This is a genomic window from Klebsiella sp. HN106, from assembly GCF_051209435.1.
GTDB lineage: Bacteria > Pseudomonadota > Gammaproteobacteria > Enterobacterales > Enterobacteriaceae > Klebsiella > Klebsiella oxytoca.
The window spans coordinates 59,884-84,779 of the sequence record NZ_JBLURD010000010.1; the positions used below are offsets into that span (position 1 = coordinate 59,884).

19 protein-coding genes are annotated in these 24,896 nt (G+C 53.5%); 9 read left to right on the top strand and 10 right to left on the bottom strand.

Going from position 1 to position 24,896, the window contains the following annotated elements; genetic code table 11:
* Nucleotides 1–7: 7 nt before the first annotated feature.
* Entirely contained in the window at nt 8–901 is an 894-nt protein-coding gene (nadC, locus tag ACSIPU_RS20800; RefSeq protein WP_004108093.1) for a carboxylating nicotinate-nucleotide diphosphorylase, read from the bottom strand.
* Nucleotides 902–1,103: 202 nt separating this feature from the next.
* Here nadC and ampD point away from each other — a divergent pair, with 202 nt between their 5' ends.
* Both ampD and ampE read left to right on the top strand, forming a co-directional pair.
* The gene (ampD, locus tag ACSIPU_RS20805) at nt 1,104–1,655 is read left to right on the top strand and encodes a 1,6-anhydro-N-acetylmuramyl-L-alanine amidase AmpD (protein ID WP_004108091.1); all 552 of its coding nucleotides are present in this window, start codon (nt 1,104–1,106) and stop codon (nt 1,653–1,655) included.
* 9 nt (nt 1,656–1,664) lie between these two features.
* On the top strand, nt 1,665–2,519 hold the full coding sequence (gene ampE / locus ACSIPU_RS20810) for a beta-lactamase regulator AmpE (RefSeq protein ID WP_032728902.1): 855 nt from the start codon (nt 1,665–1,667) through the stop codon (nt 2,517–2,519).
* A gap of 31 nt (nt 2,520–2,550) precedes the next feature.
* Here ampE and ACSIPU_RS20815 read toward each other — a convergent pair whose 3' ends face one another.
* The 3 genes from ACSIPU_RS20815 to aroP form a co-directional block, all read right to left on the bottom strand.
* Complete coding sequence (locus ACSIPU_RS20815) at nt 2,551–3,501, bottom strand: glycoside hydrolase family 43 protein (RefSeq protein WP_049095957.1); 951 nt, start codon at nt 3,499–3,501, stop codon at nt 2,551–2,553.
* The gene (locus ACSIPU_RS20820) at nt 3,501–4,907 is read right to left on the bottom strand and encodes a glycoside-pentoside-hexuronide (GPH):cation symporter (RefSeq protein ID WP_070555837.1); all 1,407 of its coding nucleotides are present in this window, start codon (nt 4,905–4,907) and stop codon (nt 3,501–3,503) included. Before ACSIPU_RS20820 ends, ACSIPU_RS20815 begins: the two co-directional genes overlap by 1 nt.
* 176 nt (nt 4,908–5,083) lie before the next feature.
* Nucleotides 5,084–6,454 carry an aromatic amino acid transporter AroP gene (gene aroP / locus ACSIPU_RS20825; RefSeq protein WP_160886621.1) on the bottom strand — a complete coding sequence of 457 codons (1,371 nt, stop codon included), beginning with the start codon at nt 6,452–6,454 and terminating at the stop codon, nt 5,084–5,086.
* A gap of 653 nt (nt 6,455–7,107) precedes the next feature.
* Between aroP and pdhR the strand changes: the two genes are divergently transcribed.
* The 5 genes from pdhR to ACSIPU_RS20850 all read left to right on the top strand — a co-directional run bounded on the left by pdhR (nt 7,108) and on the right by ACSIPU_RS20850 (nt 14,779).
* On the top strand, nt 7,108–7,887 hold the full coding sequence (gene pdhR, locus ACSIPU_RS20830) for a pyruvate dehydrogenase complex transcriptional repressor PdhR (RefSeq protein ID WP_004098632.1): 780 nt from the start codon (nt 7,108–7,110) through the stop codon (nt 7,885–7,887).
* Between the two features lie 241 nt (nt 7,888–8,128).
* Nucleotides 8,129–10,792 (top strand): pyruvate dehydrogenase (acetyl-transferring), homodimeric type, encoded by a 2,664-nt coding sequence (aceE, locus tag ACSIPU_RS20835; RefSeq protein WP_004108078.1) that lies wholly within the window; start codon nt 8,129–8,131, stop codon nt 10,790–10,792.
* Between the two features lie 14 nt (nt 10,793–10,806).
* A complete protein-coding gene (gene aceF, locus ACSIPU_RS20840; RefSeq protein ID WP_004108076.1) occupies nt 10,807–12,699 on the top strand; it encodes a pyruvate dehydrogenase complex dihydrolipoyllysine-residue acetyltransferase in 1,893 nt (630 codons plus the stop codon).
* 207 nt (nt 12,700–12,906) lie between these two features.
* On the top strand, nt 12,907–14,331 hold the full coding sequence (gene lpdA, locus ACSIPU_RS20845) for a dihydrolipoyl dehydrogenase (RefSeq protein WP_004098637.1): 1,425 nt from the start codon (nt 12,907–12,909) through the stop codon (nt 14,329–14,331).
* Nucleotides 14,332–14,494: 163 nt separating this feature from the next.
* The gene (locus ACSIPU_RS20850) at nt 14,495–14,779 is read left to right on the top strand and encodes a hypothetical protein (RefSeq protein ID WP_004108075.1); all 285 of its coding nucleotides are present in this window, start codon (nt 14,495–14,497) and stop codon (nt 14,777–14,779) included.
* A 48-nt stretch (nt 14,780–14,827) separates the two neighbouring features.
* On the opposite strand, the gene ACSIPU_RS20855 is transcribed toward ACSIPU_RS20850, so the two are convergent.
* Together ACSIPU_RS20855 and ACSIPU_RS20860 are read right to left on the bottom strand one after the other, a co-directional pair.
* Nucleotides 14,828–15,628, bottom strand: coding sequence for a DUF2950 family protein (locus ACSIPU_RS20855; RefSeq protein WP_196558113.1), 801 nt, complete (start codon nt 15,626–15,628; stop codon nt 14,828–14,830).
* Between the two features lie 10 nt (nt 15,629–15,638).
* Nucleotides 15,639–17,231, bottom strand: coding sequence for a DUF3300 domain-containing protein (locus ACSIPU_RS20860; protein ID WP_142472225.1), 1,593 nt, complete (start codon nt 17,229–17,231; stop codon nt 15,639–15,641).
* A gap of 356 nt (nt 17,232–17,587) precedes the next feature.
* Here ACSIPU_RS20860 and acnB point away from each other — a divergent pair, with 356 nt between their 5' ends.
* Both acnB and yacL read left to right on the top strand, forming a co-directional pair.
* Entirely contained in the window at nt 17,588–20,185 is a 2,598-nt protein-coding gene (acnB, locus tag ACSIPU_RS20865; protein WP_435322262.1) for a bifunctional aconitate hydratase 2/2-methylisocitrate dehydratase, read from the top strand.
* A 175-nt stretch (nt 20,186–20,360) separates the two neighbouring features.
* Complete coding sequence (yacL, locus tag ACSIPU_RS20870; RefSeq protein ID WP_049127814.1) at nt 20,361–20,723, top strand: protein YacL; 363 nt, start codon at nt 20,361–20,363, stop codon at nt 20,721–20,723.
* A gap of 31 nt (nt 20,724–20,754) precedes the next feature.
* On the opposite strand, the gene speD is transcribed toward yacL, so the two are convergent.
* The 4 genes from speD to ACSIPU_RS20890 all read right to left on the bottom strand — a co-directional run bounded on the left by speD (nt 20,755) and on the right by ACSIPU_RS20890 (nt 24,702).
* Nucleotides 20,755–21,549 (bottom strand): adenosylmethionine decarboxylase, encoded by a 795-nt coding sequence (speD, locus tag ACSIPU_RS20875; RefSeq protein ID WP_004108061.1) that lies wholly within the window; start codon nt 21,547–21,549, stop codon nt 20,755–20,757.
* A 14-nt stretch (nt 21,550–21,563) separates the two neighbouring features.
* The gene (gene speE, locus ACSIPU_RS20880; protein ID WP_004108060.1) at nt 21,564–22,427 is read right to left on the bottom strand and encodes a polyamine aminopropyltransferase; all 864 of its coding nucleotides are present in this window, start codon (nt 22,425–22,427) and stop codon (nt 21,564–21,566) included.
* 164 nt (nt 22,428–22,591) lie between these two features.
* The gene (locus tag ACSIPU_RS20885; RefSeq protein WP_024273731.1) at nt 22,592–24,286 is read right to left on the bottom strand and encodes an FKBP-type peptidyl-prolyl cis-trans isomerase N-terminal domain-containing protein; all 1,695 of its coding nucleotides are present in this window, start codon (nt 24,284–24,286) and stop codon (nt 22,592–22,594) included.
* The gene (locus tag ACSIPU_RS20890) at nt 24,283–24,702 is read right to left on the bottom strand and encodes a hypothetical protein (protein ID WP_024273732.1); all 420 of its coding nucleotides are present in this window, start codon (nt 24,700–24,702) and stop codon (nt 24,283–24,285) included. Before ACSIPU_RS20890 ends, ACSIPU_RS20885 begins: the two co-directional genes overlap by 4 nt.
* Between the last annotated feature and the right edge of the window lie 194 nt (nt 24,703–24,896).

Consider the following 24,896-nt stretch of genomic DNA (forward strand, 5'->3'; position numbering starts at 1 on the left):
GAGGGAATTAGCGGAAACGCATAGAGAGATCAAGAGCGCGGACGTGCTTGGTCAATGCGCCTACGGAAATGTAATCGACGCCGGTTTCAGCGAATTCACGAATGGTGTCGAATGTGACGTTGCCGGAGACTTCCAGCGCTGCCTGGCCATTGGTGAGTTTGACCGCCTCGCGCATCATATCGGTAGTGAAGTTATCGAGCATAATAATGTCGGCACCGGCTTTCAGCGCTTCATCCAGCTCTTCAAGGTTTTCAACTTCGACTTCTACCGGAACATCCGGGTGCAGCCAGAACGCTTTTTCTACCGCCTGCCGTACCGAGCCGGAAGCGATAATATGGTTCTCTTTAATCAGAAAGGCATCGGAGAGACCCAGACGATGGTTGGCGCCGCCGCCGCAAAGAACGGCATATTTTAGCGCCGTGCGCAGTCCAGGCAGCGTTTTGCGTGTATCGAGCAGCTGAGTTTTAGTGCCGGCCAGTAGGTCGACATAGCGACGAACTTCGCTTGCCACCCCGGAGAGTGTCTGCACGAAATTAAGCGCGGTACGTTCGCCGGTAAGCAAAATACGCGAAGGGCCTTCCAGCTCGAACAGCGGCTGGTTGGCTTTTACCGCATCGCCATCGGCAACATGCCAGGTGAAGTTAACATCATCGCCCGCAAGCTGAATAAAGACCTCTTCCACCCAGCGTTTACCACAAAATACGCCGTCTTCACGGGTGATCACTACCGCGTGCGAGCGTGCGTCCTGCGGCAATAATTGGGCGCTAATGTCATTATTGGCATCCACTTCGCCGCCTAAATCTTCCCGCAGGGATTGGGCCACGGCATCGGTAATATCAAGATTAATACGCTCCAGCAGCGCGTCACGGCGGCGGTCGGGATTGTAGCGACGAGGCGTCATGAGAAAGCTCCAGATAGATAAGATTCAGAAGTGGGAAACATGCTAACCTGAACGACGTTTCCGTACCACATCCGCTTCATTTCGCCGGTGGTTTTCAGCGTTGAGTTTTTGGTGTTAGCCATCTGAAGAAGAGCGCAAATGATGCCGGGGATGCGATGGCTACGGTGCCGCGAATGCATAAGCTAGTAATAAGGAGATCAACATGCAGTTGAACGGGGGATGGCTGGTAGAAGCGCGTCGGGTTCCTTCGCCGCACTACGATAGCCGCCCGGATAATGAAACCCCTTCGTTGCTGGTGGTGCATAATATTAGCCTGCCGCCAGGTGAGTTTGGCGGGCCATGGATTGATGCCCTGTTCAGCGGGACGCTCGATCCGAATGCGCACCCTTTTTTTGCTGAAATAGCTCATCTTCGCGTTTCGGCACACTGTCTGATTCGCCGCGATGGTGAAATCGTGCAGTATGTCCCTTTTGATAAGCGTGCCTGGCACGCGGGCGTTTCCAGCTACCGCGGCCGAGAACGTTGCAACGATTTTTCCATCGGTATTGAGCTGGAAGGGACCGATACGCTGGCCTATACCGACGCGCAGTATCAGCAACTGGTTGCGGTTACCCGTCAGCTTATCTTGCTTTATCCGGCGATAGCTGACCATATCACCGGCCATTGCGATATTGCGCCCGTGCGTAAAACGGATCCCGGTCCGGCCTTTGACTGGGCTAAATTTCGCAGTCTGTTAACCCCGTCGTCAGAATAAGGAGATGCCATGACGTTGTTCACTACGCTGTTAGTACTTATAGCCGAGCGTTTGTTTAAGCTTGGCGAGCACTGGCAGCTCGATCACCGGCTGGAAGTGCTGTTTCGCCGGGTTAAGCATTATTCCCTGCTGACCACCGTACTGATGACGGCAGCGGCGGCGGTGGTCGTGTATGTTATTCAGCGCCTGCTGCAAGGGCAGCTGTTTAACGTTCCTTTGCTGGTGTTCTGGATCCTGCTTGGTTTGCTGTGTATTGGCGCAGGTAAAGTGCGTTTGCACTATCACGCCTATCTGAAAGCCGCGGCGCGCGACGATAGCCGCGCCTGCGATGCGATGGCCAGCGAGCTCACCCTGATCCACGGCGTGCCGCCCGGCTGCGACCAGCGTGAATATCTGAGCGAGCTGCAAAACGCGCTGCTGTGGATTAACTACCGCTACTATCTCGCTCCGCTGTTCTGGTTCGTTGTCGGCGGACCGTGGGGGCCGCTAACTCTGGTGGCCTATTGTACGCTGCGGGCCTGGCAGACCTGGCTGGCGCGTTATCAGACGCCGCGTCATCGCTTACAGTCGGGGATTGACGGCATTTTGCACGTAGTCGACTGGGTTCCGGTACGTCTGGTCGGCGTGGTCTACGCGCTGATTGGACACGGGGAAAAGGCTTTGCCTGCGTGGTTTGCTTCGCTGGGCGACCGCCACTCTTCGCAGTATCAGGTGCTGACGCGCCTGGCGCAGTATTCACTTGCGCGCGAGCCGCATGTGGATAAAGTGGCAACGCCGAAGGCGGCAGTCTCAATGGCGAAAAAAACATCGCTGGTGGTGGTCGTGATTATGGCGCTGCTGACGATTTACGGTACGTTGATTTAAGCACCTGCCCGCTGGCGGGCAGGTTCCGCTTTTAATTCGTCTCTGCTGCCGGGATGCCAAAATCAGGCATCCCGTTTTCTTGCCAGCGAATCAGCTTCAGGCGCGTATGGCGATTCGGATCATACAGCGGGTCGCCTTCGATTTCGGTGTAGTTGCGCGCATGGTACACCAGCACATCTTCTCCCTCCGGTGTTTGCGTAAAGCTATTGTGGCCGGGCCCATACTGACGATTCTCATAGCTGGTACGAAATACCGGCTGCGGCGCTTTATGCCAGTTTTCCGGGCGGAGAGGGTCGGCGCTGACGTCTATCCACAGTAGGCCCATGCAGTAGTTTTCGTCGGTGGCGCTGGCGGAATAGCTGACGAACAGCTTGTTGCCATGGAACAGTACCGCCGGGCCTTCGTTCACCAGAAAACCTCGGCACTCCCAGTCGAACTCGGGTTGACTCAGCATGACCGGCTGACCTTTTAGCGTCCACGGATTTTCCAGTTCAGCCAGATAGAGGTTGGTATTGCCTTTAATTTCAGGATCTTTTTGCGCCCACAGATACCACTGCTTACCCTGATGGCGGAAAGTCGTGGCATCCAGCGCAAAGGTATCAAGCGGCGTTTTAATCTGGCCTTTTTCCTGCCATTTACCGGTTAACGGGTCGCTGTCCGCGCATTCCAGCGCGAACATGCGGTGCTGGAACATACCCAGCGCATCCAGATCGTGCGTGTGGCTGGCGGCAAAGTAGATATACCATTTGCCGTTAATTTTATGCAGCTCCGGGGCCCATATGAGCTGGCTCATTGGGCCGTTGTCCGGCTTACGCCAGACGACCACCGGCTGCGCGTCGCGCAAGCCTTCAAGGGTGGCTGAGCGACGGATTTCCAGACGGTCATACTCCGGTACCGAGGCGATAAAGTAGTAGCTATCCTGATGGCGCAGAATATAAGGGTCCGCGCGTTGTTCAATAAATGGGTTCGGCCAGTTTTTCATTATGCTTTCCTTACATGTTCGCCGGTTTTCAGTTCCTGATAGTCGTTGAGCTCGCTGTAGTTAATCCGACGTTTTTCGAGGTCGGACTGAATTTGCCGCATAAATTCGCGGTTTACCTTCAGCATACGCACCACGCCGGCGGTAATCAGATAGCCGACGCCGGGGATAACGCTGAACAGCAATACGATACCGTTAATCGCGGAAGCGCTTTGCTGCTTCGCGCCGGCATCGTAACCGTACCAGGAGAGCAGGAAGCCAACCATCGCGCCGGCAATGGCCAGGCCGACTTTCAGGAAGAACAGATTGCCGGAGAAGCTGATGCCGGTGATGCGCTTACCGGTCTTCCATTCGCCGTAGTCATCAACGTCGGCCATCAGCGACCAGTGCAGCGGCGACGGGATCTGGTGCAGAATGTTCAGCAGGAAGTAGAGCACCATAATCATCATGGTGGCGTGCGGGTCGAAGAAATAGAACGCGCAGGAGAAAATCGCCAGGACGATATTGGTCCAGAAAAACACCTGCAGTTTGCACCAGCGGTCGGTCAGGACTTTAGCCAGCATACTGCCGATCATCATTCCGACAACCCCGAAGCTGATAAACAGCGTGGCGAAGTGGGTGCTTTGTTGCATAACCCAGGTGACGTAGTACATAGTCGCAGCCATACGGATAAAGCCCGGACAGACGTTGCACAGCGTTAACAGCAGGATGCGAACCCACTGGTCGTTTTTCCAGACGTCTTTTAGATCTTTTTTCAGCTCGTCGTTGGTCTGGACTGCGGGTTTTACGCGTTCACGGACGGTGGCGAAGCAGAACAAGAACATGCACATACCGATAATCGCCAGCACGGTCATCGCCATCTGGTAGCCTTTGGCTTTATCCTCGCCGCCGAACCAGTCCGCCATCGGCAGCAGCGTCAGGGAGAGCAACAGGGTAGCGATGCCGACCAATACGAAACGATATGACTGGCAGGCCACGCGTTCCTGCGGGTCGTTCGTAATCACGCTACCCAATGAGCAGTAGGGGATGTTGATCGCGGTGTAGGTCAGAGAGAGCAGGAAGTAGGTGACGAAAGCATAGATAACCTTGCTATTGTACGTCCATTCCGGGGTGGTAAACATCAGGACGCTGAACAGCGCGTACGGGAAGGCGATCCACAGGAGCCACGGGCGAAAACGGCCATATTTGCTGCGGGTACGGTCTGCCATTGCCCCCATAATCGGGTCGGTCACGGCATCAATAACGCGTACGGAAAGCAGAAGCACCCCGACCAGCGCCGGTGCGAGACCAAAAATATCCGTATAAAAATAGTTAACAAACAACATGATGGCGCCGAAGATAATATTACATCCGGCATCGCCCATTCCGTAGCCTATTTTCTCTTTAACTGAAAGCTTATTGCCATTCATAGCGACGATCTCCCCGTTGCGGTATGGAGAGGATTATTAGTCGGGTAAGAGATGATTGCGTTGCAGGATAGGGTCGACGATATGGATAAATGGGTTATGACGAGGAAAGTGTGAAGCAGATAACAATGCGCTGTGCCCGCCAGCGGCGGGCGGGCACAGATTCAGGTGATGTATGATTATGCTTTAACGGCGCTGGCGGTTTTCTGCTTGAACAGATAACCGACGCCGAGAACGGCAATCCACACCGGGATCAGATAGACGGAAATCGCCATACCCGGAGTCATCAGCATAATAACCAGCACCCCGACCATAAATAGCAGGCAGATCCAGTTGCCTAACGGATAAAACAGCGCCGGGAAGCGGGTGACCACGCCCTGTTGCTGCTTAGCGCGGCGGAATTTAATGTGCGCCAGGCTAATCATCGCCCAGTTGATCACCAGCGCAGAAACCACCAGCGCCATCAGCAGACCAAACGCGGATTCCGGCGCGAAGTAGTTAATCAGTACGCACAGCGCGGTGACCAGCGCGGAAACGAGGATCGTATTAACCGGCACGCCGCGTTTATCGACGCTCATCAGCGCTTTTGGCGCGTTCCCCTGCTGGGCCAGACCGAACAGCATACGGCTGTTGCAGTATACGCAGCTGTTGTAAACGGAAAGCGCTGCGGTTAATACCACAATATTCAGGGCATTAGCGACGAAGGTATCGCCCAGTTCGTGGAAGATAAGGACGAACGGGCTGGTATCGGCGGTCACGCGGCTCCACGGCAGCAGAGAGAGCAGAACGGCCAGCGATCCTACATAGAAAATCAGAATGCGGTAGATAACCTGGTTGGTCGCTTTCGGGATACTTTGCTCCGGGTTATCTGCTTCTGCGGCGGTAATACCCACCAGCTCAAGGCCGCCGAAGGAGAACATAATAATCGCCATCATCATCACCAGCCCGGTGAAGCCGTGCGGCAGGAACCCGCCTTGCTCCCACAGGTTGCGTACGGTAGCCTGCGGACCGCCGTTGCCGCTGAACAACAGCCAGCCGCCGAACAGGATCATCGCCACAACGGCGACAACTTTAATGATCGCGAACCAGAACTCCATTTCGCCAAACACCTTGACGTTAGTCAGGTTGATAGCATTGATGGCGATAAAGAAAATAGCCGCAGAAACCCAGGTGGGAATTTCCGGCCACCAGAACTGAACGTATTTCCCGACCGCGGTCAGCTCGGCCATGGCCACCAGAACGTAGAGAACCCAGTAGTTCCATCCGGAAGCAAAGCCCGCAAAGCCGCCCCAGTATTTATAGGCGAAATGACTAAATGAACCGGCTACCGGCTCTTCTACCACCATCTCGCCCAGCTGACGCATGATCAGGAAGGCAATGAAACCGGCAATTGCGTAGCCCAGAATAATACCGGGACCTGCATTTTGGATGACGGATGCACTACCCAGAAACAAACCGGTACCGATAGCGCCTCCCAGCGCAATAAGCTGAATGTGGCGGTTTTTAAGGCCGCGCTTTAGCCGATCGCCATGCTGTTGACCTTCCATCATGAAACCTCGTGTGTGGTTATGGTTATTATGTTTGTATGCGTCATCCATCAGGTGACTGCTTCGCTGTCCATCCCTGCCTGATAGCATAGTCAGCGAAGTTTCACTGAGCCTGCGCCCCGTTTTTCCCCGAGTGATGTAGCGCACATATTATTGTATGTGTGTAATTATCAAATTCCGTATGTGTACTTATTTGTTTACGCAAGGCAGAGAGGGTAATTCATGAAAAGGCCTTTCGTATCATGGAGAATAGTGATAAGCGCCGCTGAATGCACCTGCTTTATGAAGGGATGATGACGAAGCGAGCAAAAAGAAACCATTTGTAAATTATGCCAGCATACTCCGCATCTACTCCTTTTTTCTCTGTTATTCATGTTAAGTGAATTTATATTCATTAAAAAAGGCGTTGAATCGGTTCAGATAGCGTAATTTTTCGTTTCCATTTAGTTAATGCTACCTCCTTGTGAGTAAACGCAACATTTGTGCAAAGTTACATTTATGAAATGTTATTTCTGTAAGGTTGTTAAAACGTGCCGGGTTTAATGATTTCAATCAAAACCTGTATGGACAGAAGGTGAATACTTTGTTACTTTAGCGATACGAACTATGAATTGGTAAGACCAATTGACTCCGGGCTAATGGCAGAGACAGGGAATATGGCCTACAGCAAGATCCGCCAACCAAAACTATCCGATGTGATAGAGCAGCAGCTGGAGTTTTTAATCCTTGAGGGGACGTTGCGCCCCGGTGAAAAGCTCCCGCCTGAACGTGAACTGGCAAAACAGTTTGACGTTTCCCGACCCTCGCTACGTGAGGCTATTCAACGCCTCGAAGCTAAGGGGTTGTTGCTTCGTCGCCAGGGGGGCGGAACGTTTGTACAAAGCCGCCTGTGGCAGAGCTTCAGCGATCCGCTGGTAGAGCTACTGTCCGACCACCCTGAATCCCAATTTGATCTGCTGGAAACCCGTCACGCGCTTGAAGGCATTGCCGCATATTACGCAGCGCTGCGCAGCAATGATGAAGATCGCGAACGCATTCGCGAGCTGCATCAGGCTATCGAGCGGGCTCAGCAGTCGGGCGATCTTGATGCTGAATCCGATGCCGTCGTCCAGTATCAAATAGCCGTCACCGAAGCGGCGCACAATGTTGTGCTGCTCCATCTACTACGCTGTATGGAGCCAATGCTGGCTCAGAACGTTCGCCAGAATTTTGAATTGTTGTACGCCCGCCGGGAAATGCTCCCGCAGGTCAGCAATCATCGCACTCGAATTTTTGAGGCGATAATCGCCGGGGAGCCGGAGCAGGCGCGTGAAGCCTCGCATCGTCACCTGGCGTTCATAGAGGAAATTTTGCTGGATCGTAGCCGTGAGCAGAGCCGTCGTGAACGCTCACTGCGTCGTTTACAGCAACGAAAGGATGAGAACTCCGGTTCTTAAGCGCCATTTTTAGAGCGCGGCAACTAAACGCAGAACCTGTCTTATTGCACTTTTAGTTGTTCAAAATAATTTTGGGTGTATCGCGGCGGCAAGCGCGCGAATCCCCGGGAGCATAGTGAACTATGCGACTGGAGTGAGGTAGCGAAGCCAACAAAGAGACAGCCAGAAGCATGAAGAACAAAGAGCGCAATGGGACAGGTTCCAGATTAATCAACGATTAGATAGATAAGGAATACCCCCCATGTCAGAACGTTTACCAAATGACGTGGATCCGATCGAAACTCGCGACTGGCTACAGGCGATCGAATCGGTCATCCGTGAAGAAGGTGTTGAGCGCGCTCAGTATCTTATTGACCAACTCCTTTCTGAAGCCCGCAAAGGCGGGGTGAAAGTGGCTGCTGGCGCATCGACCGGCGGTTACGTGAACACTATTGCCGTTGAAGATGAGCCGGAATACCCGGGTAATCTGGATCTGGAACGTCGTATCCGTTCTGCGATCCGCTGGAACGCCATCATGACCGTTCTGCGCGCATCGAAAAAAGATCTCGAACTGGGCGGCCACATGGCTTCTTTCCAGTCTTCCGCAACCTTCTACGAAGTGTGCTTTAACCACTTCTTCCGCGCACGCAACGAGCAGGACGGCGGCGACCTGGTTTACTTCCAGGGCCACATCTCTCCGGGCGTCTATGCGCGTGCTTTCCTGGAAGGTCGTCTGACTGAAGAGCAGATGAACAACTTCCGTCAGGAAGTTCACGGTAAAGGTCTGTCCTCTTACCCGCACCCGAAACTGATGCCGGAATTCTGGCAGTTCCCGACCGTCTCTATGGGTCTGGGCCCAATCGGTGCGATTTATCAGGCTAAATTCCTGAAATATCTGGAACACCGCGGCCTGAAAGACACCTCTAAACAGACCGTTTACGCTTTCCTCGGCGACGGTGAGATGGACGAGCCGGAATCTAAAGGCGCGATCACCATCGCAACCCGTGAGAAGCTGGACAACCTGGTCTTCGTAATCAACTGTAACCTGCAGCGCCTTGACGGTCCGGTTACCGGTAATGGCAAGATCATTAACGAACTGGAAGGCATCTTTGGCGGTGCCGGCTGGAACGTTATCAAGGTTATCTGGGGCGGTCGCTGGGATGAGCTGCTGCGTAAAGATACCAGCGGTAAACTGATCCAACTGATGGAAGAAACCGTTGACGGCGATTACCAGACCTTCAAATCCAAAGACGGCGCTTACGTGCGTGAGCACTTCTTCGGTAAATATCCGGAGACCGCAGCGCTGGTTGCCGACTGGACTGACGAGCAGATCTGGGCCCTGAACCGCGGCGGTCACGATCCGAAGAAAGTCTATGCTGCACTGAAAAAAGCGCAGGAAACCAAAGGCAAAGCTACCGTAATCCTTGCCCATACCATCAAAGGTTACGGCATGGGTGACACCGCCGAAGGTAAAAACATCGCTCACCAGGTTAAGAAAATGAACATGGACGGCGTACGCTACGTCCGCGATCGTTTCAATGTGCCGGTTGCCGATGCTGATATCGAAAAACTGCCGTACGTAACCTTCCCGGAAGGTTCCGAAGAGCACACTTACCTGCACGCCCAGCGTCAGAAACTGCACGGCTATCTGCCGAGCCGTCAGACCCACTTCACTGAGAAGCTGGAGCTGCCGACCCTGGAAGATTTCCGTCCGCTGCTGGAAGAGCAGAACAAAGAGATCTCGACCACTATCGCGTTCGTACGTGCCCTGAACGTGATGCTGAAGAACAAATCCATCAAAGACCGCCTTGTGCCGATCATCGCCGATGAAGCGCGTACCTTTGGTATGGAAGGTCTGTTCCGTCAGATTGGTATCTACAGCCCGAACGGCCAGCAGTACACTCCGCAGGACCGTGAGCAGGTTGCTTACTACAAAGAAGACGAAAAAGGCCAGATTCTGCAGGAAGGTATCAACGAACTGGGTGCCGGCGCCTCCTGGCTGGCTGCTGCGACTTCTTACAGCACCAACAACCTGCCGATGATCCCGTTCTACATCTACTACTCCATGTTCGGGTTCCAGCGTATCGGCGATCTGTGCTGGCAGGCTGGCGACCAGCAGGCTCGCGGCTTCCTGATCGGCGGGACTTCCGGTCGTACCACGCTGAACGGCGAAGGTCTGCAGCACGAAGATGGCCACAGCCACATTCAGTCTCTGACTATCCCGAACTGTATCTCTTACGATCCGTCTTACGCGTACGAAGTTGCGGTCATCATGCAGGATGGTCTGGAACGTATGTACGGTGAAGCGCAAGAGAACGTTTACTACTACATCACCACGCTGAACGAAAACTACCATATGCCGGCGATGCCGGAAGGCGCCGAGGAAGGTATCCGTAAAGGTATCTATAAACTCGAAACCGTTGCAGGTAGCAAAGGTAAAGTTCAGCTGCTGGGCTCCGGTTCTATCCTGCGTCACGTGCGTGAAGCAGCGCAGATCCTGGCCAACGACTACGGCGTAGGCTCTGACGTGTACAGCGTTACCTCCTTCACCGAACTGGCGCGCGATGGCCAGGACTGTGAACGCTGGAACATGCTGCACCCGCTGGAAACTCCGCGCGTTCCGTACATTGCTCAGGTGATGAACGACGCTCCGGCAGTTGCGTCTACTGACTATATGAAACTGTTCGCTGAGCAGGTTCGTACTTACGTACCGGCTGATGATTACCGCGTACTGGGTACCGACGGCTTCGGTCGCTCTGACAGCCGTGAAAACCTGCGTCACCACTTCGAAGTTGATGCTTCCTACGTGGTGGTAGCAGCGCTGGGCGAACTGGCTAAACGTGGCGAAATCGATAAGAAAGTGGTTGCGGAAGCCATCACTAAATTCAACATCGATGCAGATAAAGTTAACCCGCGTCTGGCGTAAGAGGTAAAAGAATAATGGCTATCGAAATCAAAGTACCGGACATCGGGGCTGATGAAGTTGAAATCACCGAGATTCTGGTCAAAGTTGGCGACAAAGTTGAAGCTGAACAGTCGCTGATCACCGTAGAAGGCGACAAAGCCTCTATGGAAGTCCCGTCTCCGCAGGCTGGCGTTGTTAAAGAGATTAAAGTCTCCGTCGGCGACAAAACCGAGACCGGTAAACTGATCATGATTTTCGATTCCGCCGATGGTGCAGCAGCCGCTGCACCTGCGCAGGAAGAGAAGAAAGAAGCCGCTCCGGCCGCCGCTGCGCCTGCAGCCGCGAGCGCAAAAGAAGTTCACGTACCGGATATCGGCGGTGATGAAGTTGAAGTCACTGAAATCATGGTTAAAGTGGGCGACACCATCGCCGCTGAACAGTCGCTGATCACCGTAGAAGGCGATAAAGCCTCTATGGAAGTTCCGGCGCCGTTCGCGGGTACCGTGAAAGAGATCAAGATTAACACCGGCGATAAAGTCTCAACCGGCTCTCTGATCATGATCTTCGAAGTAGCGGGCGCAGCGCCTGCCGCAGCTCCGGCAAAAGCGGAAGCCGCTCCGGCTGCTGCTGCACCGGCAGCTTCGGGTTCTAAAGAAGTTCACGTTCCGGATATCGGCGGTGATGAAGTTGAAGTCACTGAAGTGATGGTTAAAGTGGGCGATAAGATTGCCGCTGAACAGTCGCTGATCACCGTAGAAGGCGATAAAGCCTCTATGGAAGTTCCGGCGCCGTTTGCGGGCACCGTGAAAGAGATCAAAATCAGCACCGGCGACAAAGTCTCAACCGGCTCCCTGATTATGGTCTTCGAAGTGGAAGGCGCAGCGCCTGCAGCGGCTCCGGCTAAGCAAGAAGCCGCTGCACCTGCGGCAGCTCCGGCTCAGGCGGCGAAACCTGCTGCAGCTCCTGCTGCTAAAGCGGAAGGCAAATCTGAGTTCGCTGAAAACGACGCGTACGTTCATGCAACGCCGCTGATTCGTCGCCTGGCGCGCGAGTTCGGCGTCAACCTGGCGAAAGTGAAAGGTACGGGTCGCAAAGGCCGTATCCTGCGCGAAGACGTTCAGGCTTACGTGAAAGAAGCGGTTAAACGCGCTGAAGCTGCGCCTGCGGCAACCGGTGGCGGGATCCCGGGCATGCTGCCGTGGCCGAAAGTGGACTTCAGCAAGTTTGGTGAAGTGGAAGAAGTTGAACTGGGCCGCATTCAGAAAATCTCTGGTGCTAACCTGAGCCGTAACTGGGTGATGATCCCGCACGTTACTCACTTCGACAAAACCGATATCACCGATCTGGAAGCGTTCCGTAAACAGCAGAACGCCGAAGCTGAGAAGCGTAAACTGGACGTGAAATTCACTCCGGTTGTCTTCATCATGAAAGCTGTTGCCGCTGCGCTTGAGCAAATGCCGCGCTTCAACAGCTCGCTCTCTGAAGATGGCCAGCGTCTGACGCTGAAGAAATACATCAACATCGGTGTGGCGGTTGATACCCCGAATGGCCTGGTGGTTCCGGTCTTTAAAGATGTGAACAAGAAGAGCGTAACCGAGCTGTCTCGTGAACTGACTGTGATTTCTAAGAAAGCGCGTGATGGTAAGCTGACCGCTGGCGAAATGCAGGGCGGTTGCTTCACTATCTCCAGCATCGGCGGCCTGGGTACTACCCACTTCGCGCCGATCGTTAACGCGCCGGAAGTGGCTATCCTCGGCGTGTCCAAGTCCGCGATGGAGCCGGTGTGGAATGGTAAAGAGTTTGTTCCGCGTCTGATGATGCCGATCTCTCTGTCCTTCGACCACCGCGTGATCGACGGTGCTGATGGTGCGCGCTTTATCACCATCATCAACAATATGCTGAGCGACATTCGCCGCCTGGTGATGTAAGCGAAAAGCCGGCCTGACGGCCGGCTTTTTTCTGGTAATCTCTTCTGCGTTTTGAAGTTACCAGCAATAAAGGACAAAATCGTTTGCCGTTTGTTGTTTCAAAATTGTTAACAATTTTGTAAAATGCTTGCGGATAGAACGTCCCGGTGGACATGGGCGTAAAAACTATAGCGTCAGACCCGCCGGATACAAATTACAGAGGTCATGATGAGTACTGAAATCAAAACTCAGGTCGTGGTACTTGGGGCAGGTCCCGCAGGTTATTCTGCTGCCTTCCGTTGCGCTGATTTAGGTCTGGAAACCGTCATCGTAGAACGTTACAGCACCCTCGGCGGTGTTTGCCTGAACGTCGGCTGTATCCCTTCTAAAGCACTGCTGCACGTTGCAAAAGTTATCGAAGAAGCGAAAGCGCTGGCCGAACACGGCATCGTTTTCGGTGAGCCGAAAACCGACATTGACAAGATTCGCACCTGGAAAGAAAAAGTCATCACTCAGCTGACCGGTGGTCTGGCTGGCATGGCCAAAGGTCGTAAAGTGAAGGTGGTTAACGGTCTGGGTAAATTTACCGGCGCTAACACCCTGGAAGTGGAAGGCGAAAACGGCAAAACCGTGATCAACTTCGACAACGCTATCATCGCGGCGGGTTCCCGTCCGATTGAACTGCCGTTCATTCCGCATGAAGATCCGCGCGTATGGGACTCCACCGATGCGCTGGAGCTGAAAACCGTACCAAAACGTCTGCTGGTTATGGGCGGCGGTATCATCGGTCTGGAAATGGGCACCGTATATCACGCGCTGGGTTCAGAGATTGACGTGGTTGAAATGTTCGACCAGGTTATCCCGGCTGCCGATAAAGACGTGGTGAAAGTCTTCACCAAGCGCATCAGCAAGAAATTCAACCTGATGCTGGAAACTAAAGTGACCGCCGTTGAAGCGAAAGAAGACGGTATCTACGTTTCCATGGAAGGCAAAAAAGCCCCGGCGGAAGCGCAGCGCTACGATGCCGTTCTGGTCGCTATCGGCCGCGTGCCGAACGGTAAAAACCTCGATGCCGGTAAAGCAGGCGTTGAAGTTGACGAGCGTGGCTTTATCCGCGTCGACAAACAGCTGCGCACTAACGTGCCGCACATCTTCGCGATCGGCGATATCGTTGGTCAGCCGATGCTGGCGCACAAAGGCGTTCACGAAGGCCACGTTGCCGCAGAAGTTATCGCCGGTATGAAGCACTACTTCGACCCGAAAGTTATCCCGTCTATCGCTTATACCGAACCAGAAGTTGCATGGGTTGGTCTGACAGAGAAAGAAGCGAAAGAGAAAGGCATCAGCTATGAAACCGCCACCTTCCCGTGGGCGGCTTCTGGCCGCGCTATCGCTTCTGACTGCGCTGACGGTATGACCAAACTGATTTTCGACAAAGAATCTCATCGCGTTATCGGCGGGGCGATTGTCGGCACCAACGGCGGCGAGCTGCTGGGTGAAATCGGTCTGGCGATTGAAATGGGCTGTGACGCTGAAGACATCGCGCTGACTATCCATGCTCACCCGACTCTGCACGAGTCCGTTGGCCTGGCTGCGGAAGTCTTTGAAGGTAGCATCACCGACCTGCCGAACGCGAAAGCGAAGAAAAAGTAAGTTTTTCTTTCAGGCAAAATGAAGAAGCGGCTCAGTGAGCCGCTTTTTTTTATGCCTGATGTTTAGAACTGTGTCGCTGTTAATAAAATTGCATACCTTATTAATACTTGAAAAATAGTAACTCTGTAAACTTATAGCTAATTAACTATATGTGAGGTGTGTGATGAAAAGATTTTTAACGACGACGCTGTTGGCAGCAACCTTAGTTTCGGGCATGGCCTGCGCAGCTGATGCCGTTATCCCCTGGGCTGATAACAGCGGCGGTACTGAAAGTACGCATATTGCGGCTATGGGCCAGGATTTAAATATGCAGCATCAGCAGATTACGAAGACTCGCGAAGGCGTGTGGGCGGCGAATTCCGGTAGCATCAGCGCTGACGAAGCGGCGTTGAGCAGCACTAAACCGGCTTTTGCGGGCGACCCGTCTCTGATGCCTCATCAGGGCTAACTCATCACGGCGATATGGCCCGGCGGCGTTATCGCGCGCCGGGCTTTTTTACTGATCGATGGCCTGCCAGCCATTATCAGGTGAAAACTGAGAAATGGCCTGCGCCTTGTTCGGCGTTTCTTCACCTAAATTAGTCTGATAAACGCGATCATCCTGGTTGACCATAAAGCTCATGATGCCGGTTTTCCCCCATGTCGTGGGCCATGCCAGCAGGGCGACGCCATGATTGCCCCCATCTTTGATAATACGGAAACGATAGCCATGATAGCCCTCCCCGGGTTCAACGGGGCTGAAGGCCGGCCCTAACGGGCTGGCTGCCTCTCCCGGCGCGACGGGCCAGTAGAGCCCATCCTTCTTGCCGTCGCTGCTGATAATCTTCTGCGCCCAGGCGTGGTTTAACTGATAAAAATCCTGCTGAGCGTCAACGTAAGCGTGCATAGCCTGAATGGCTGACAGTTCATTACGACCAATTGCGCGCGTGAGAATCTCATCTTCAGCCGCGGCCATATCAAAATGCCAGCCATCGTTATCTTTGATGATGGGTATCGGCAGACGCCACTCTGTCCGGCCTACCTCCAGCCAGGCGGTATTTTCCTGCAGAACGATACGGTGGCCAACCTTCCAGTCACGCTGAAAGCGAGCGACGGCGTCAGGGTCGATGCCATCCGGCGGTAAAAATTGCTGCCAGCTATCGCCGAGCAGCTCGTTGAGAGCAGATTCATCATGCCTGCCGATTGCCTCAGCCAGCGCGCTTGCGGCCTCATCAGGGGAGGAAAACTGCTGCTGAGCTAGCGCCATGCCGGGCGTCAGGGCCAGGGCCAGCAGCGTCATTTTTAATAATTTTTTCATTTGCGTATCCTCAGCGATGGCGCAGTTCACGATGGGCGGATAAGTGCTCTCTGACCGCGCTGCGCTGCTCGCTGTTTAAACCTGAGATATGACGGCTCTGCAGGCCGCGTTCCCGCTGCAACTGCCAGTCGGGAGAGCGGATGTCGTTACCGCTGAGTGCATTGACGTGGAGGTCATTTAGCTTCTGCTGGCGTTGCTCGGGCGTTGCGGTCCGCAACTGTTCGCGGCGCTGCTGCTGCCCTGTGGAAGTCTGGATTTGCGTTTTTAGCGCTTCCCGATGTTGCGGTTGTACGGCGCTATGATTAACCGCCTGCGCCTGGTCATAGCCGCGATAGTTATTGCGCTGGGTCAGCTGATGCAGCTGCTGCGATGCGGCCTGACGCTGGGCATCGCGGTAAGGCGCATGTGCGTTCGAGTGACCTGCTGCTGACGCCGGGCCGGTACGCTGCTGCAGCTGAGTCATTGCAGCCTGACGCTGTGCGTTGCGATCGACTGGCTGATGTCGGGTCGCGCTCAGCCCACCGGGAACAGTGGTCTGATGGAATTGCTGCGCAATGTTGTCGTTTGGGTACGGAATATTACCGCGCCAGGTGGGATTATGCTGCCAGCTGGCATGATTCCCCGGCAGGTTTTGCCCGGTGATATGGTTGAAATTATTCACGTTGATATGGATGTTATCGCCGTTGTGCGAGTAGCCGCCGTGATGATCATCATCGTGATGGTGATGATCGTCATCATGATGATGGTCATTGTCATCCCAGTCGATATTGCTGAATAAGGCGTAGGTGGTGGCGACGCCGAGGCTAAAACCAAAACCTTTTACAAAGCTATTGGTGAACTGCTCGCCGGGAGGCGGCGGCAGGTAGACCGGTGGATAGGCCGCGTCAGGCCAGGCGCCATAAACCACCGAGGGATTATAGGCCGGCACATACACGACATTCGGATCGGTGGATTCGATCTTAATAATCACTGGCGCCGGGGCGGAGGAGGTGACGGCGCTGCTACTGCGGGAAGCGGTGGTTGTTGACGTTGACGGAACCGCGGAGCTGGTGGCGGTAATGATTTTCTGCTGCGGCGTGGATTTTAACGTTCCGGTTTGCCGGGCAATGGCGCGTAAGCGCTGCACCGAGTCCATTACGTCCTGAGGTTGGGCAAGAAATGCGTTCCCCAGGTTTTCCACCCATGGCGGGTTTTCCCCCATTAACGCCAGCAGAGCGGGGAAGGCGACCAGCGATTTTACGCTGGGATCCCAGGGCTGATTTGCCACCGCCTGTACCGCCGAATCGCCTTTCATCGTCGGATGATCCTGCGACCACTGCACCGCCTGCACGACGTTGCCCGGATAAGTCGAAGCCATTAGCACCTGTGACAGTAGATTGTCGGGATAGAGCGCAATCGGCGCGACCCACTGATCTATCTGCGCGGGAGTTAAGGCGGTAGTCACCGGCTGAGCGGCGGCGGTTGCCTGAGCCGTCTGCGTAACGGCAGGGGGCTCGGCAGCGGTTTGCGGTTCCCGGCTTTTTACATACAGCGTACCCGCGGCGGCGAGTAGCCCGGCGCTGCAAAGCAGGGCGAGCACGTGGGGTTTGAAAGGCAGCGTCATGAGTACTCCCGACACAAAAGTTGGCCCGTTTCGATTGACTATTGTCGAACGACGGAGAAGTGTCTGAGTATTAAGGAGGGCGCATTTGCGTTTTTGATTTTTGTTGGGATTGTGGTCAGTTATGTGTAACAGAATTAATTTTATCTTCCGCTAAACTGACATAAAACCTGCAATATTCTGCCCTTAACGATTCAGCTAATTTTTAATGTTGCTTTTTTGTAAACAGATTAACACCCCGCCAAAATCCTGCTATGCTGCCGACGCGGTATCGGGCATTTACCCTACAAACTGCTGTCTCACAGGAGCGTGAAGAGAATCGCCTACCGCATTTTACAATGAGAGCGAGGAGAACCGTCGTGCTAGAAGAATACCGTAAGCACGTAGCTGAGCGTGCCGCCGAGGGGATTGTTGCCAAACCCTTAGATGCAACCCAAATGGCCACGCTGGTAGAACTGCTGAAAAACCCGCCTGCGGGTGAAGAAGAATTCCTGTTAGACCTGTTAATTAACCGCGTACCGCCAGGCGTCGACGAAGCCGCCTATGTTAAAGCCGGATTCCTTGCCGCGATCGCTAAAGGCGAAGCGACCTCCCCACTGGTTACCCCTGAAAAAGCTATCGAACTGCTGGGCACCATGCAGGGCGGTTACAATATTCATCCCCTGATTGACGCGCTCGACGACGCAAAGCTGGCGCCGATTGCCGCCAAAGCGCTGTCCCACACCCTGCTGATGTTTGATAATTTCTACGACGTAGAAGAGAAAGCCAAAGCGGGCAACGCATATGCCAAACAGGTGATGCAATCCTGGGCAGACGCTGAGTGGTTCCTGAGCCGTCCTCAGCTGGCCGATAAAATCACCGTGACCGTTTTTAAAGTGACCGGTGAAACCAATACTGATGACCTGTCTCCGGCTCCTGATGCCTGGTCCCGTCCGGATATCCCGCTGCACGCGCTGGCGATGCTGAAAAACGCCCGTGAAGGTATCGACCCGGATCAGCCTGGCGTCGTTGGCCCGATTAAGCAAATTGAAGCCCTGCAGCAAAAAGGCTTCCCGCTGGCCTACGTTGGTGATGTCGTCGGTACCGGCTCATCGCGTAAATCCGCCACCAACTCGGTGCTGTGGTTTATGGGCGACGATATTCCGAACGTGCCGAACAAACGCGGCGGCGGTCTGGTTCTCGGCGGCAAAATTGCGCCTATCTTCTTCAACACCATGGAAGATGCTGGCGCGCTGCCGATTGAAGTTGACGTAAACCGCCTGAATATGGGCGACGTCATCGACGTTTATCCGTTCAAAGGCGAAGTGCGTAACCACGAAACCGGCGAGCTGCTGGCGAACTTCGAACTGAAAACCGACGTGCTGATCGACGAAGTCCGCGCCGGTGGCCGTATTCCGCTGATTATCGGTCGCGGCCTGACCACCAAAGCGCGTGAAGCGCTGGGTCTGCCGCACAGCGATGTTTTCCGTCAGGCGAAAGATGTAGCGGAAAGCAGCCGCGGATACTCGCTGGCGCAGAAAATGGTTGGCCGCGCCTGCGGCGTTGCCGGCGTCCGTCCGGGCGCTTATTGCGAACCGAAGATGACCTCCGTAGGCTCTCAGGACACCACTGGCCCAATGACCCGTGATGAGCTGAAAGACCTGGCATGCCTGGGCTTCTCTGCCGACCTGGTGATGCAGTCCTTCTGCCACACCGCTGCGTATCCGAAGCCGGTTGACGTGACAACGCACCATACGCTGCCGGACTTCATTATGAACCGCGGCGGCGTATCGCTGCGTCCGGGCGATGGCGTTATCCACTCCTGGCTGAACCGTATGCTGCTGCCGGATACCGTGGGCACCGGCGGTGACTCGCATACCCGTTTCCCGATTGGTATCTCTTTCCCGGCAGGCTCCGGTCTGGTGGCGTTTGCCGCAGCAACCGGCGTTATGCCGCTGGATATGCCGGAATCAGTACTGGTTCGCTTTAAAGGCAAAATGCAGCCGGGTATCACTCTGCGCGATCTGGTGCATGCGATCCCGCTGTACGCAATCAAACAAGGTCTGCTGACCGTTGAGAAGAAAGGGAAGAAAAACATCTTTTCTGGCCGCATTCTGGAAATTGAAGGTCTGCCGGATCTGAAAGTCGAGCAGGCGTTTGAGCTGACCGATGCCTCCGCCGAGCGTTCTGCTGCCGGCTGTACCATCAAGCTGAACAAAGAGCCGATTGTTGAATATCTGACCTCCAATATCGTCCTGCTGAAGTGGATGATCGCCGAAGGTTACGGCGATCGTCGTACGCTGGAGCGTCGCGTTCAGGGCATGGAAAAATGGCTGGCCGATCCGCAGCTGCTGGAAGGCGATGCGGATGCAGAATATGCGGCGGTGATCGAGATCGATCTGGCCGATATCAAAGAGCCTATCCTCTGCGCGCCGAACGATCCGGACGATGCGCGTCTGCTGTCCGACGTGCAGGGTGAGAAGATCGATGAAGTCTTTATCGGTTCCTGCATGACCAACATTGGCCACTTCCGCGCGGCCGGTAAGCTGCTGGACAGGCACAAAGGCCAACTGCCGACTCGCCTGTGGGTGGCGCCGCCAACCCGTATGGATGCTGCGCAGCTGACTGAAGAAGGCTACTACAGCGTGTTCGGTAAGAGCGGTGCGCGTATTGAAATTCCTGGCTGCTCCCTGTGTATGGGTAACCAGGCGCGCGTTGCCGACGGTGCGACGGTGGTTTCAACCTCAACCCGTAACTTCCCGAACCGTTTAGGTACCGGCGCTAACGTCTTCCTGGCTTCTGCGGAGCTGGCGGCCGTTGCGGCGCTGATTGGTAAGCTACCGACACCGGAAGAGTATCAGACCTACGTTGCTCAGGTGGATAAAACCGCGGCGGATACCTACCGCTACCTGAACTTCGATCAGCTGGGTCAGTATACTGAGAAGGCTGATGGGGTGATTTTCCAGACCGCGGTATAACGCAATAAGTCAGCGTTGTACATAATCCCTTCAATGCCCGGTGAACATTGCATCACCGGGCATTTTTATTTCCAATCCCTCCGTCTGCGACGCTTTTTTTCTCTCTGACTGCTGCGATAATGACGTTATGGGTACAGTGCAGCGGTGACGTACTGCCCTTGCAGAGGAAAAGACTATGGATTACGAATTTCTGCGCGATATTACCGGAGTGGTAAAGGTGCGAATGTCGATGGACCATGAGGCGCTCGGCCACTGGTTCAACGAGGAGGTTAAAGGCAACCTTACCCTGCTGGATGAAGTAGAGCAGGCTGCGCGTACCATTAAAGGCAGCGAACGTTCCTGGCAACGTGCCGGCCATGAATACACGCTATGGCTGGATGGTGAAGAAGTGATGATCCGCGCTAATCAGCTGGATTTTTCCGGCGATGAGATAGAAGAGGGGATGAGCTACTATGACGAAGAAAGCCTCTCGCTCTGCGGCGTTGAAGATTTTTTGCAGGTCGTTGCTGCCTATCGGGAGTTTATGCAGCAGCGCTAAGTCTGGCGGAGCCTCCGTGCTCCACCGGGCGTTACACCGCCGGAATATTTCTTGCGTAGTAAATTTCGCGCATCTCTTTCCAGAGCCGATCGGTGATGACCCTGCGCTCTTCTTCCGTTAAATCTTCCGGCCTGGTGTGAAACATGTAGTGCTTAAGGTCGAACTCCTTCAGCAACATCTTGGTATGGAAAATATTTTCCTGATAAACGTTCACGTCCACCATGTCATACAAAGATTTAATATCCTCGGACATGAAGTTTTGAATGGAGTTGATTTCATGATCGATGAAGTGCTTCATACCGTTCACATCACGGGTGAAGCCGCGAACGCGGTAATCGATGGTGACGATATCGGATTCAAGCTGGTGAATCAGATAGTTCAGGGCTTTCAGCGGCGAAATGACTCCGCAGGTTGAGACTTCAATATCGGCGCGGAAGGTGCACAGCCCGCCTTCAGGATGGCTTTCCGGGTAAGTGTGAACGCAAATATGGCTTTTATCGAGATGCGCCACGACGGTTTCCGGTAGCGGGCCCGGGTGTTCCGTCTGATCGATGAGCTGCGGGTCGATCGGCTCTTCGCTGACCAGAATAGTCACGCTGGCGCCCTGAGGTTCATAATCCTGACGGGCAATGTTAAGAATATTGGCGCCGATAATCGAACAGGTCTCCGACAAAATTTCCGTCAGGCGGTTGGCGTTATAGAGTTCATCAATATAGGCGATGTAGCCATCGCGCTCCTCTGCCGTTTTTGCGTAGCAGATATCATAAATGCAAAAACTCAGGCTTTTGGTCAGATTGTTAAAGCCGTGCAGCTTCAATTTTTTCAATTTAGATCACCCCCTTACTTAACGGTGGATAGCGCATCCAGTAAATATTGCGGTAAAGCAAATGCCGCCGCGTGAATTGCCGGGTTGTAATAGCGACACTTCAGGTTTGACTTGTGAAAACGGGCCTGGATGATTTCACTGGAAAGATGGCGCAGGGCTTCATTGTCCGTGGCCCACGCGAAGGTCATGATGCCGCCGTAATAGGTTGGGATCGCCGCCTGATAGAAGCTTACATCACCAAAGTAATGGCTGAGCTTACGATGGCTATCGACGGCTTCATCCTGCTGCAGGAAACTAACGCCGTTCTGAGCAACGAAGATTCCTCCTGGATTGAGGCAGCGTTTGCAGCCTTCGTAAAAGGCGGAAGTGAACAGGCTCTCGCCGGGACCGATAGGATCGGTGCAGTCGGAGATAATGACGTCAAACGTTTGCGCGGTTTGATTAACAAAATTGACGCCATCGTCAATAACCAGCGTAAAGCGCGGGTCATCGTACGCGCCAGCATTATGATTAGGGAGATACTGGCGGCAGAATGAAACTACGCCCGCGTCAATTTCAACCATGGTGATGGTTTCGATGTTGCGATGACGGGAGACTTCGCGCAGCATTGCGCCATCGCCGCCGCCGATGATTAATACATGTTTCGCCTGGCCGTGGGCCATCAAAGGAACATGGGTCATCATTTCATGATAGATAAACTCATCACGTTCGGTGGTTTGCACTACGCCATCCAGCGCCATCACGCGGCCAAAGGCAGCGTTTTCGAATATGATTAAATCCTGATGATCGGTTTTCTCATGATACAGTACGTTATCAACGCTGAAATACTGACCAAAATGGTCGTGCAGCGTTTCATGCCACAGATTGCTATCGGCCACGGGCAGATCCTCCTTTGTTAACACCTGTTACACCCATTAAAAATGAGCGCAACATCATAGCCAACTATAGAAGATGATGCACGGTGGATATTTCAGCAAATGAAGCGTGGGGCATAACCTTTCAAGAAAAGGGAAACACGCCTCCCTGTCAGGAGGCGTGAGGATCAGGGGTTTTTAGCCTGGGGCTGTGCCGCCGTGGCGTCTACGATTCTGACTGAATACACCATGGTCGCTCCGGGCGGGATTTTGGGTGGCCGGCCTTCGCTACCATAGGCGAGTTCAGGAGGGATAACCACCGTAATAGAACCGTGGTTCCCCAGGCGCTTTATTGGCCCGAGGAAGACAGGAGGATAGGATTTTAGGGTCTGAGACCAGACTTTGCCTTCCGCTTCCATGTCGTTAATAACGGTTCCATCAATTAGCGTCTCCTTGATGGTTACGGTGACGGTATCGCTGTCGAGGATCTTACCTTCGCCGGCATAGTCGATACGGCTGTATATCCCATCTTTAAATACCACACCTTTTTGTTTCGCGAATTTTTGTTGGTATTTTTTCCCTTCGTTAACCATCTGCTGTTCTATCTTATGCAGATGCTGAAAGACCTTTTTCGACACATCGAACAGAGCCTTATTGCGCGCTTTCTCGTCGAGGGCGATTTTCCCTGAAAAGGAATCCAGAATGCCCTGCAGAACGGTATCTTTACTGATTTTTATGCCCTGTGAACTGCGGGTGGACAACACTTTTAGCGCCTCCTCGCCCATCGATACGCCGACAGAGTAAGCCTGCTGCTGAGGCTCTCTGGTAAGATCGATAGCCGCCGGGTTTTTACCTGATTTCGTCTCGGCATCAGCAAGCCGGGCCTTTAGCTGGCTTATCTCATCAGCGCTGGCCTGCAGCAGGGCGTTGTTTTCATCTGCCTGCGGGCTGACCGCATTTTCCTGAGGCGCTGACTGCTGCCTGCTGATGGTGAAGGAGTCCAGTTTTGCCGTGAGCGCCCGGTTTTCTACCCCCGTGGCCGCCAGTTTTACCGCCAAATCCTGCTTTTCCGCTACTGCGGCAGCAAGTTTCGCCGCCAGCGCTTGCCGGCCGGTTTCTCCCGCATCCAGTTTTGTTTTGAGTTCCCGCTGTGCGGTTTCTGCGGCGACGAGCTTTGCAGCGAGCGCTTGCTTGTCTGATGCAGCGGCAGCAAGCTTAGAGGCGATATCTTGCGGTTGTTTTTCCTCAGCCGCGAGCTTCTTTAACAGCGTTTGCTTTTCAGCGGCGGCTTCCGTTAGCAGTGATTCAAGCTTTTGTTTCGCTGATTCCGCAGAAGCTAGCTTTTTTTCCTGTAGCAGAATTTTATTTTCCGTGGCATTGAGCTGCCCCAGTTTCTGTTTCATTTCAGCGGCGGCGGAGAGCTCTTTGTCTATTAAGCGTTGTTTTTCTGCTACGGCAACCGTTAATGCTTTCTCAAGCTGGCGAATTTTATCCGTCAGATCTTTTTGATTGTCCTGTACGGCATAAACCGTAGCTGGCTTTGCTGAAAGCTGTTGTCGAAGTTGCCGAATGATTTTATCTTTTTGAGCAATTATTGCAGCCTGGCGTGAAACTTCAGTGACTTTCTGTTCGTTTTTTTTATTCGTTGTTTGCGTAATAGCGTTTTTTTCTTCAACGGACTTCGCAGGCGCGCGATCTTTCTGAGCCTGCTGCTCTTTAGCGTAATTTAAGAATGCCGGCCCTGACGCGTCACTATTCGAATTTGCCGTAACATGTATCAGCGCCTCTTTTTCCGCGCGAGCGTCGGGTGATGGCGACAGCGCCAGCACAAGCGCTGCTGCCAGCGATATCGAATTGAAGTTAATAGCTATTTTTCCGTTCATGGCTGAACATTTTCACCGCGTTTAACCAGACTATCGATCAGTTCCTTTTCAATATCCGCGCATAGCTTGATTGATTTGAACTGGTACATGGAGTCGATACCCTGTTTAGTTGGCTCTGCAACTTTGCTGCGCACAGAATTATATTGAGATGCGGCGTTGAGCAGGGCGGTGAAATCATTCCCTAATTTAGCTGCCTGCTTTGGATTCACCTCTTTCAGTGACTCCAGCGCTTTACGGCAAGTCTCAATGCGCGCTTGCTCCTCGGCAATTCTCTGCTGTTCAGTTTGCTGTTGATTTAATGTCGCGTCAGGTAAAGGTTTCATTAATCTGGCGGATTGTCGGGATTGTGTTGATTGACAACCTACTAATAAAATGACGGCCAGAGGTGCTATGCGGGTAAATAAGGATATGTTCAAGGTTTCATTCCATTGATAAAAAGGGTCGTTATCGGGCGATAATAATGTGCAAAAAAGGAGATTGCAATAATATGGCTGCTGTTTTTTTTAGAGTTTATTAGTATTAATTTTATTAATTAGTTAAACACTTAATGAATTATCGGTGAGGTTTTTGAATTGAGATATGAATTAGTCGTCGCTGTAAAGTGAATTGC

Bases quoted from the DNA above. Each gene is read 5' to 3' on its own strand.
- nadC (WP_004108093.1), bottom strand. From the start codon at position 901: ATGACGCCTCGTCGCTACAATCCCGACCGCCGCCGTGACGCGCTGCTG.
- ampD (WP_004108091.1), top strand. From the start codon at position 1,104: ATGCAGTTGAACGGGGGATGGCTGGTAGAAGCGCGTCGGGTTCCTTCG.
- ampE (WP_032728902.1), top strand. From the start codon at position 1,665: ATGACGTTGTTCACTACGCTGTTAGTACTTATAGCCGAGCGTTTGTTT.
- ACSIPU_RS20815 (WP_049095957.1), bottom strand. From the start codon at position 3,501: ATGAAAAACTGGCCGAACCCATTTATTGAACAACGCGCGGACCCTTAT.
- ACSIPU_RS20820 (WP_070555837.1), bottom strand. From the start codon at position 4,907: ATGAATGGCAATAAGCTTTCAGTTAAAGAGAAAATAGGCTACGGAATG.
- aroP (WP_160886621.1), bottom strand. From the start codon at position 6,454: ATGATGGAAGGTCAACAGCATGGCGATCGGCTAAAGCGCGGCCTTAAA.
- pdhR (WP_004098632.1), top strand. From the start codon at position 7,108: ATGGCCTACAGCAAGATCCGCCAACCAAAACTATCCGATGTGATAGAG.
- aceE (WP_004108078.1), top strand. From the start codon at position 8,129: ATGTCAGAACGTTTACCAAATGACGTGGATCCGATCGAAACTCGCGAC.
- aceF (WP_004108076.1), top strand. From the start codon at position 10,807: ATGGCTATCGAAATCAAAGTACCGGACATCGGGGCTGATGAAGTTGAA.
- lpdA (WP_004098637.1), top strand. From the start codon at position 12,907: ATGAGTACTGAAATCAAAACTCAGGTCGTGGTACTTGGGGCAGGTCCC.
- ACSIPU_RS20850 (WP_004108075.1), top strand. From the start codon at position 14,495: ATGAAAAGATTTTTAACGACGACGCTGTTGGCAGCAACCTTAGTTTCG.
- ACSIPU_RS20855 (WP_196558113.1), bottom strand. From the start codon at position 15,628: ATGAAAAAATTATTAAAAATGACGCTGCTGGCCCTGGCCCTGACGCCC.
- ACSIPU_RS20860 (WP_142472225.1), bottom strand. From the start codon at position 17,231: ATGACGCTGCCTTTCAAACCCCACGTGCTCGCCCTGCTTTGCAGCGCC.
- yacL (WP_049127814.1), top strand. From the start codon at position 20,361: ATGGATTACGAATTTCTGCGCGATATTACCGGAGTGGTAAAGGTGCGA.
- ACSIPU_RS20885 (WP_024273731.1), bottom strand. From the start codon at position 24,286: ATGAACGGAAAAATAGCTATTAACTTCAATTCGATATCGCTGGCAGCA.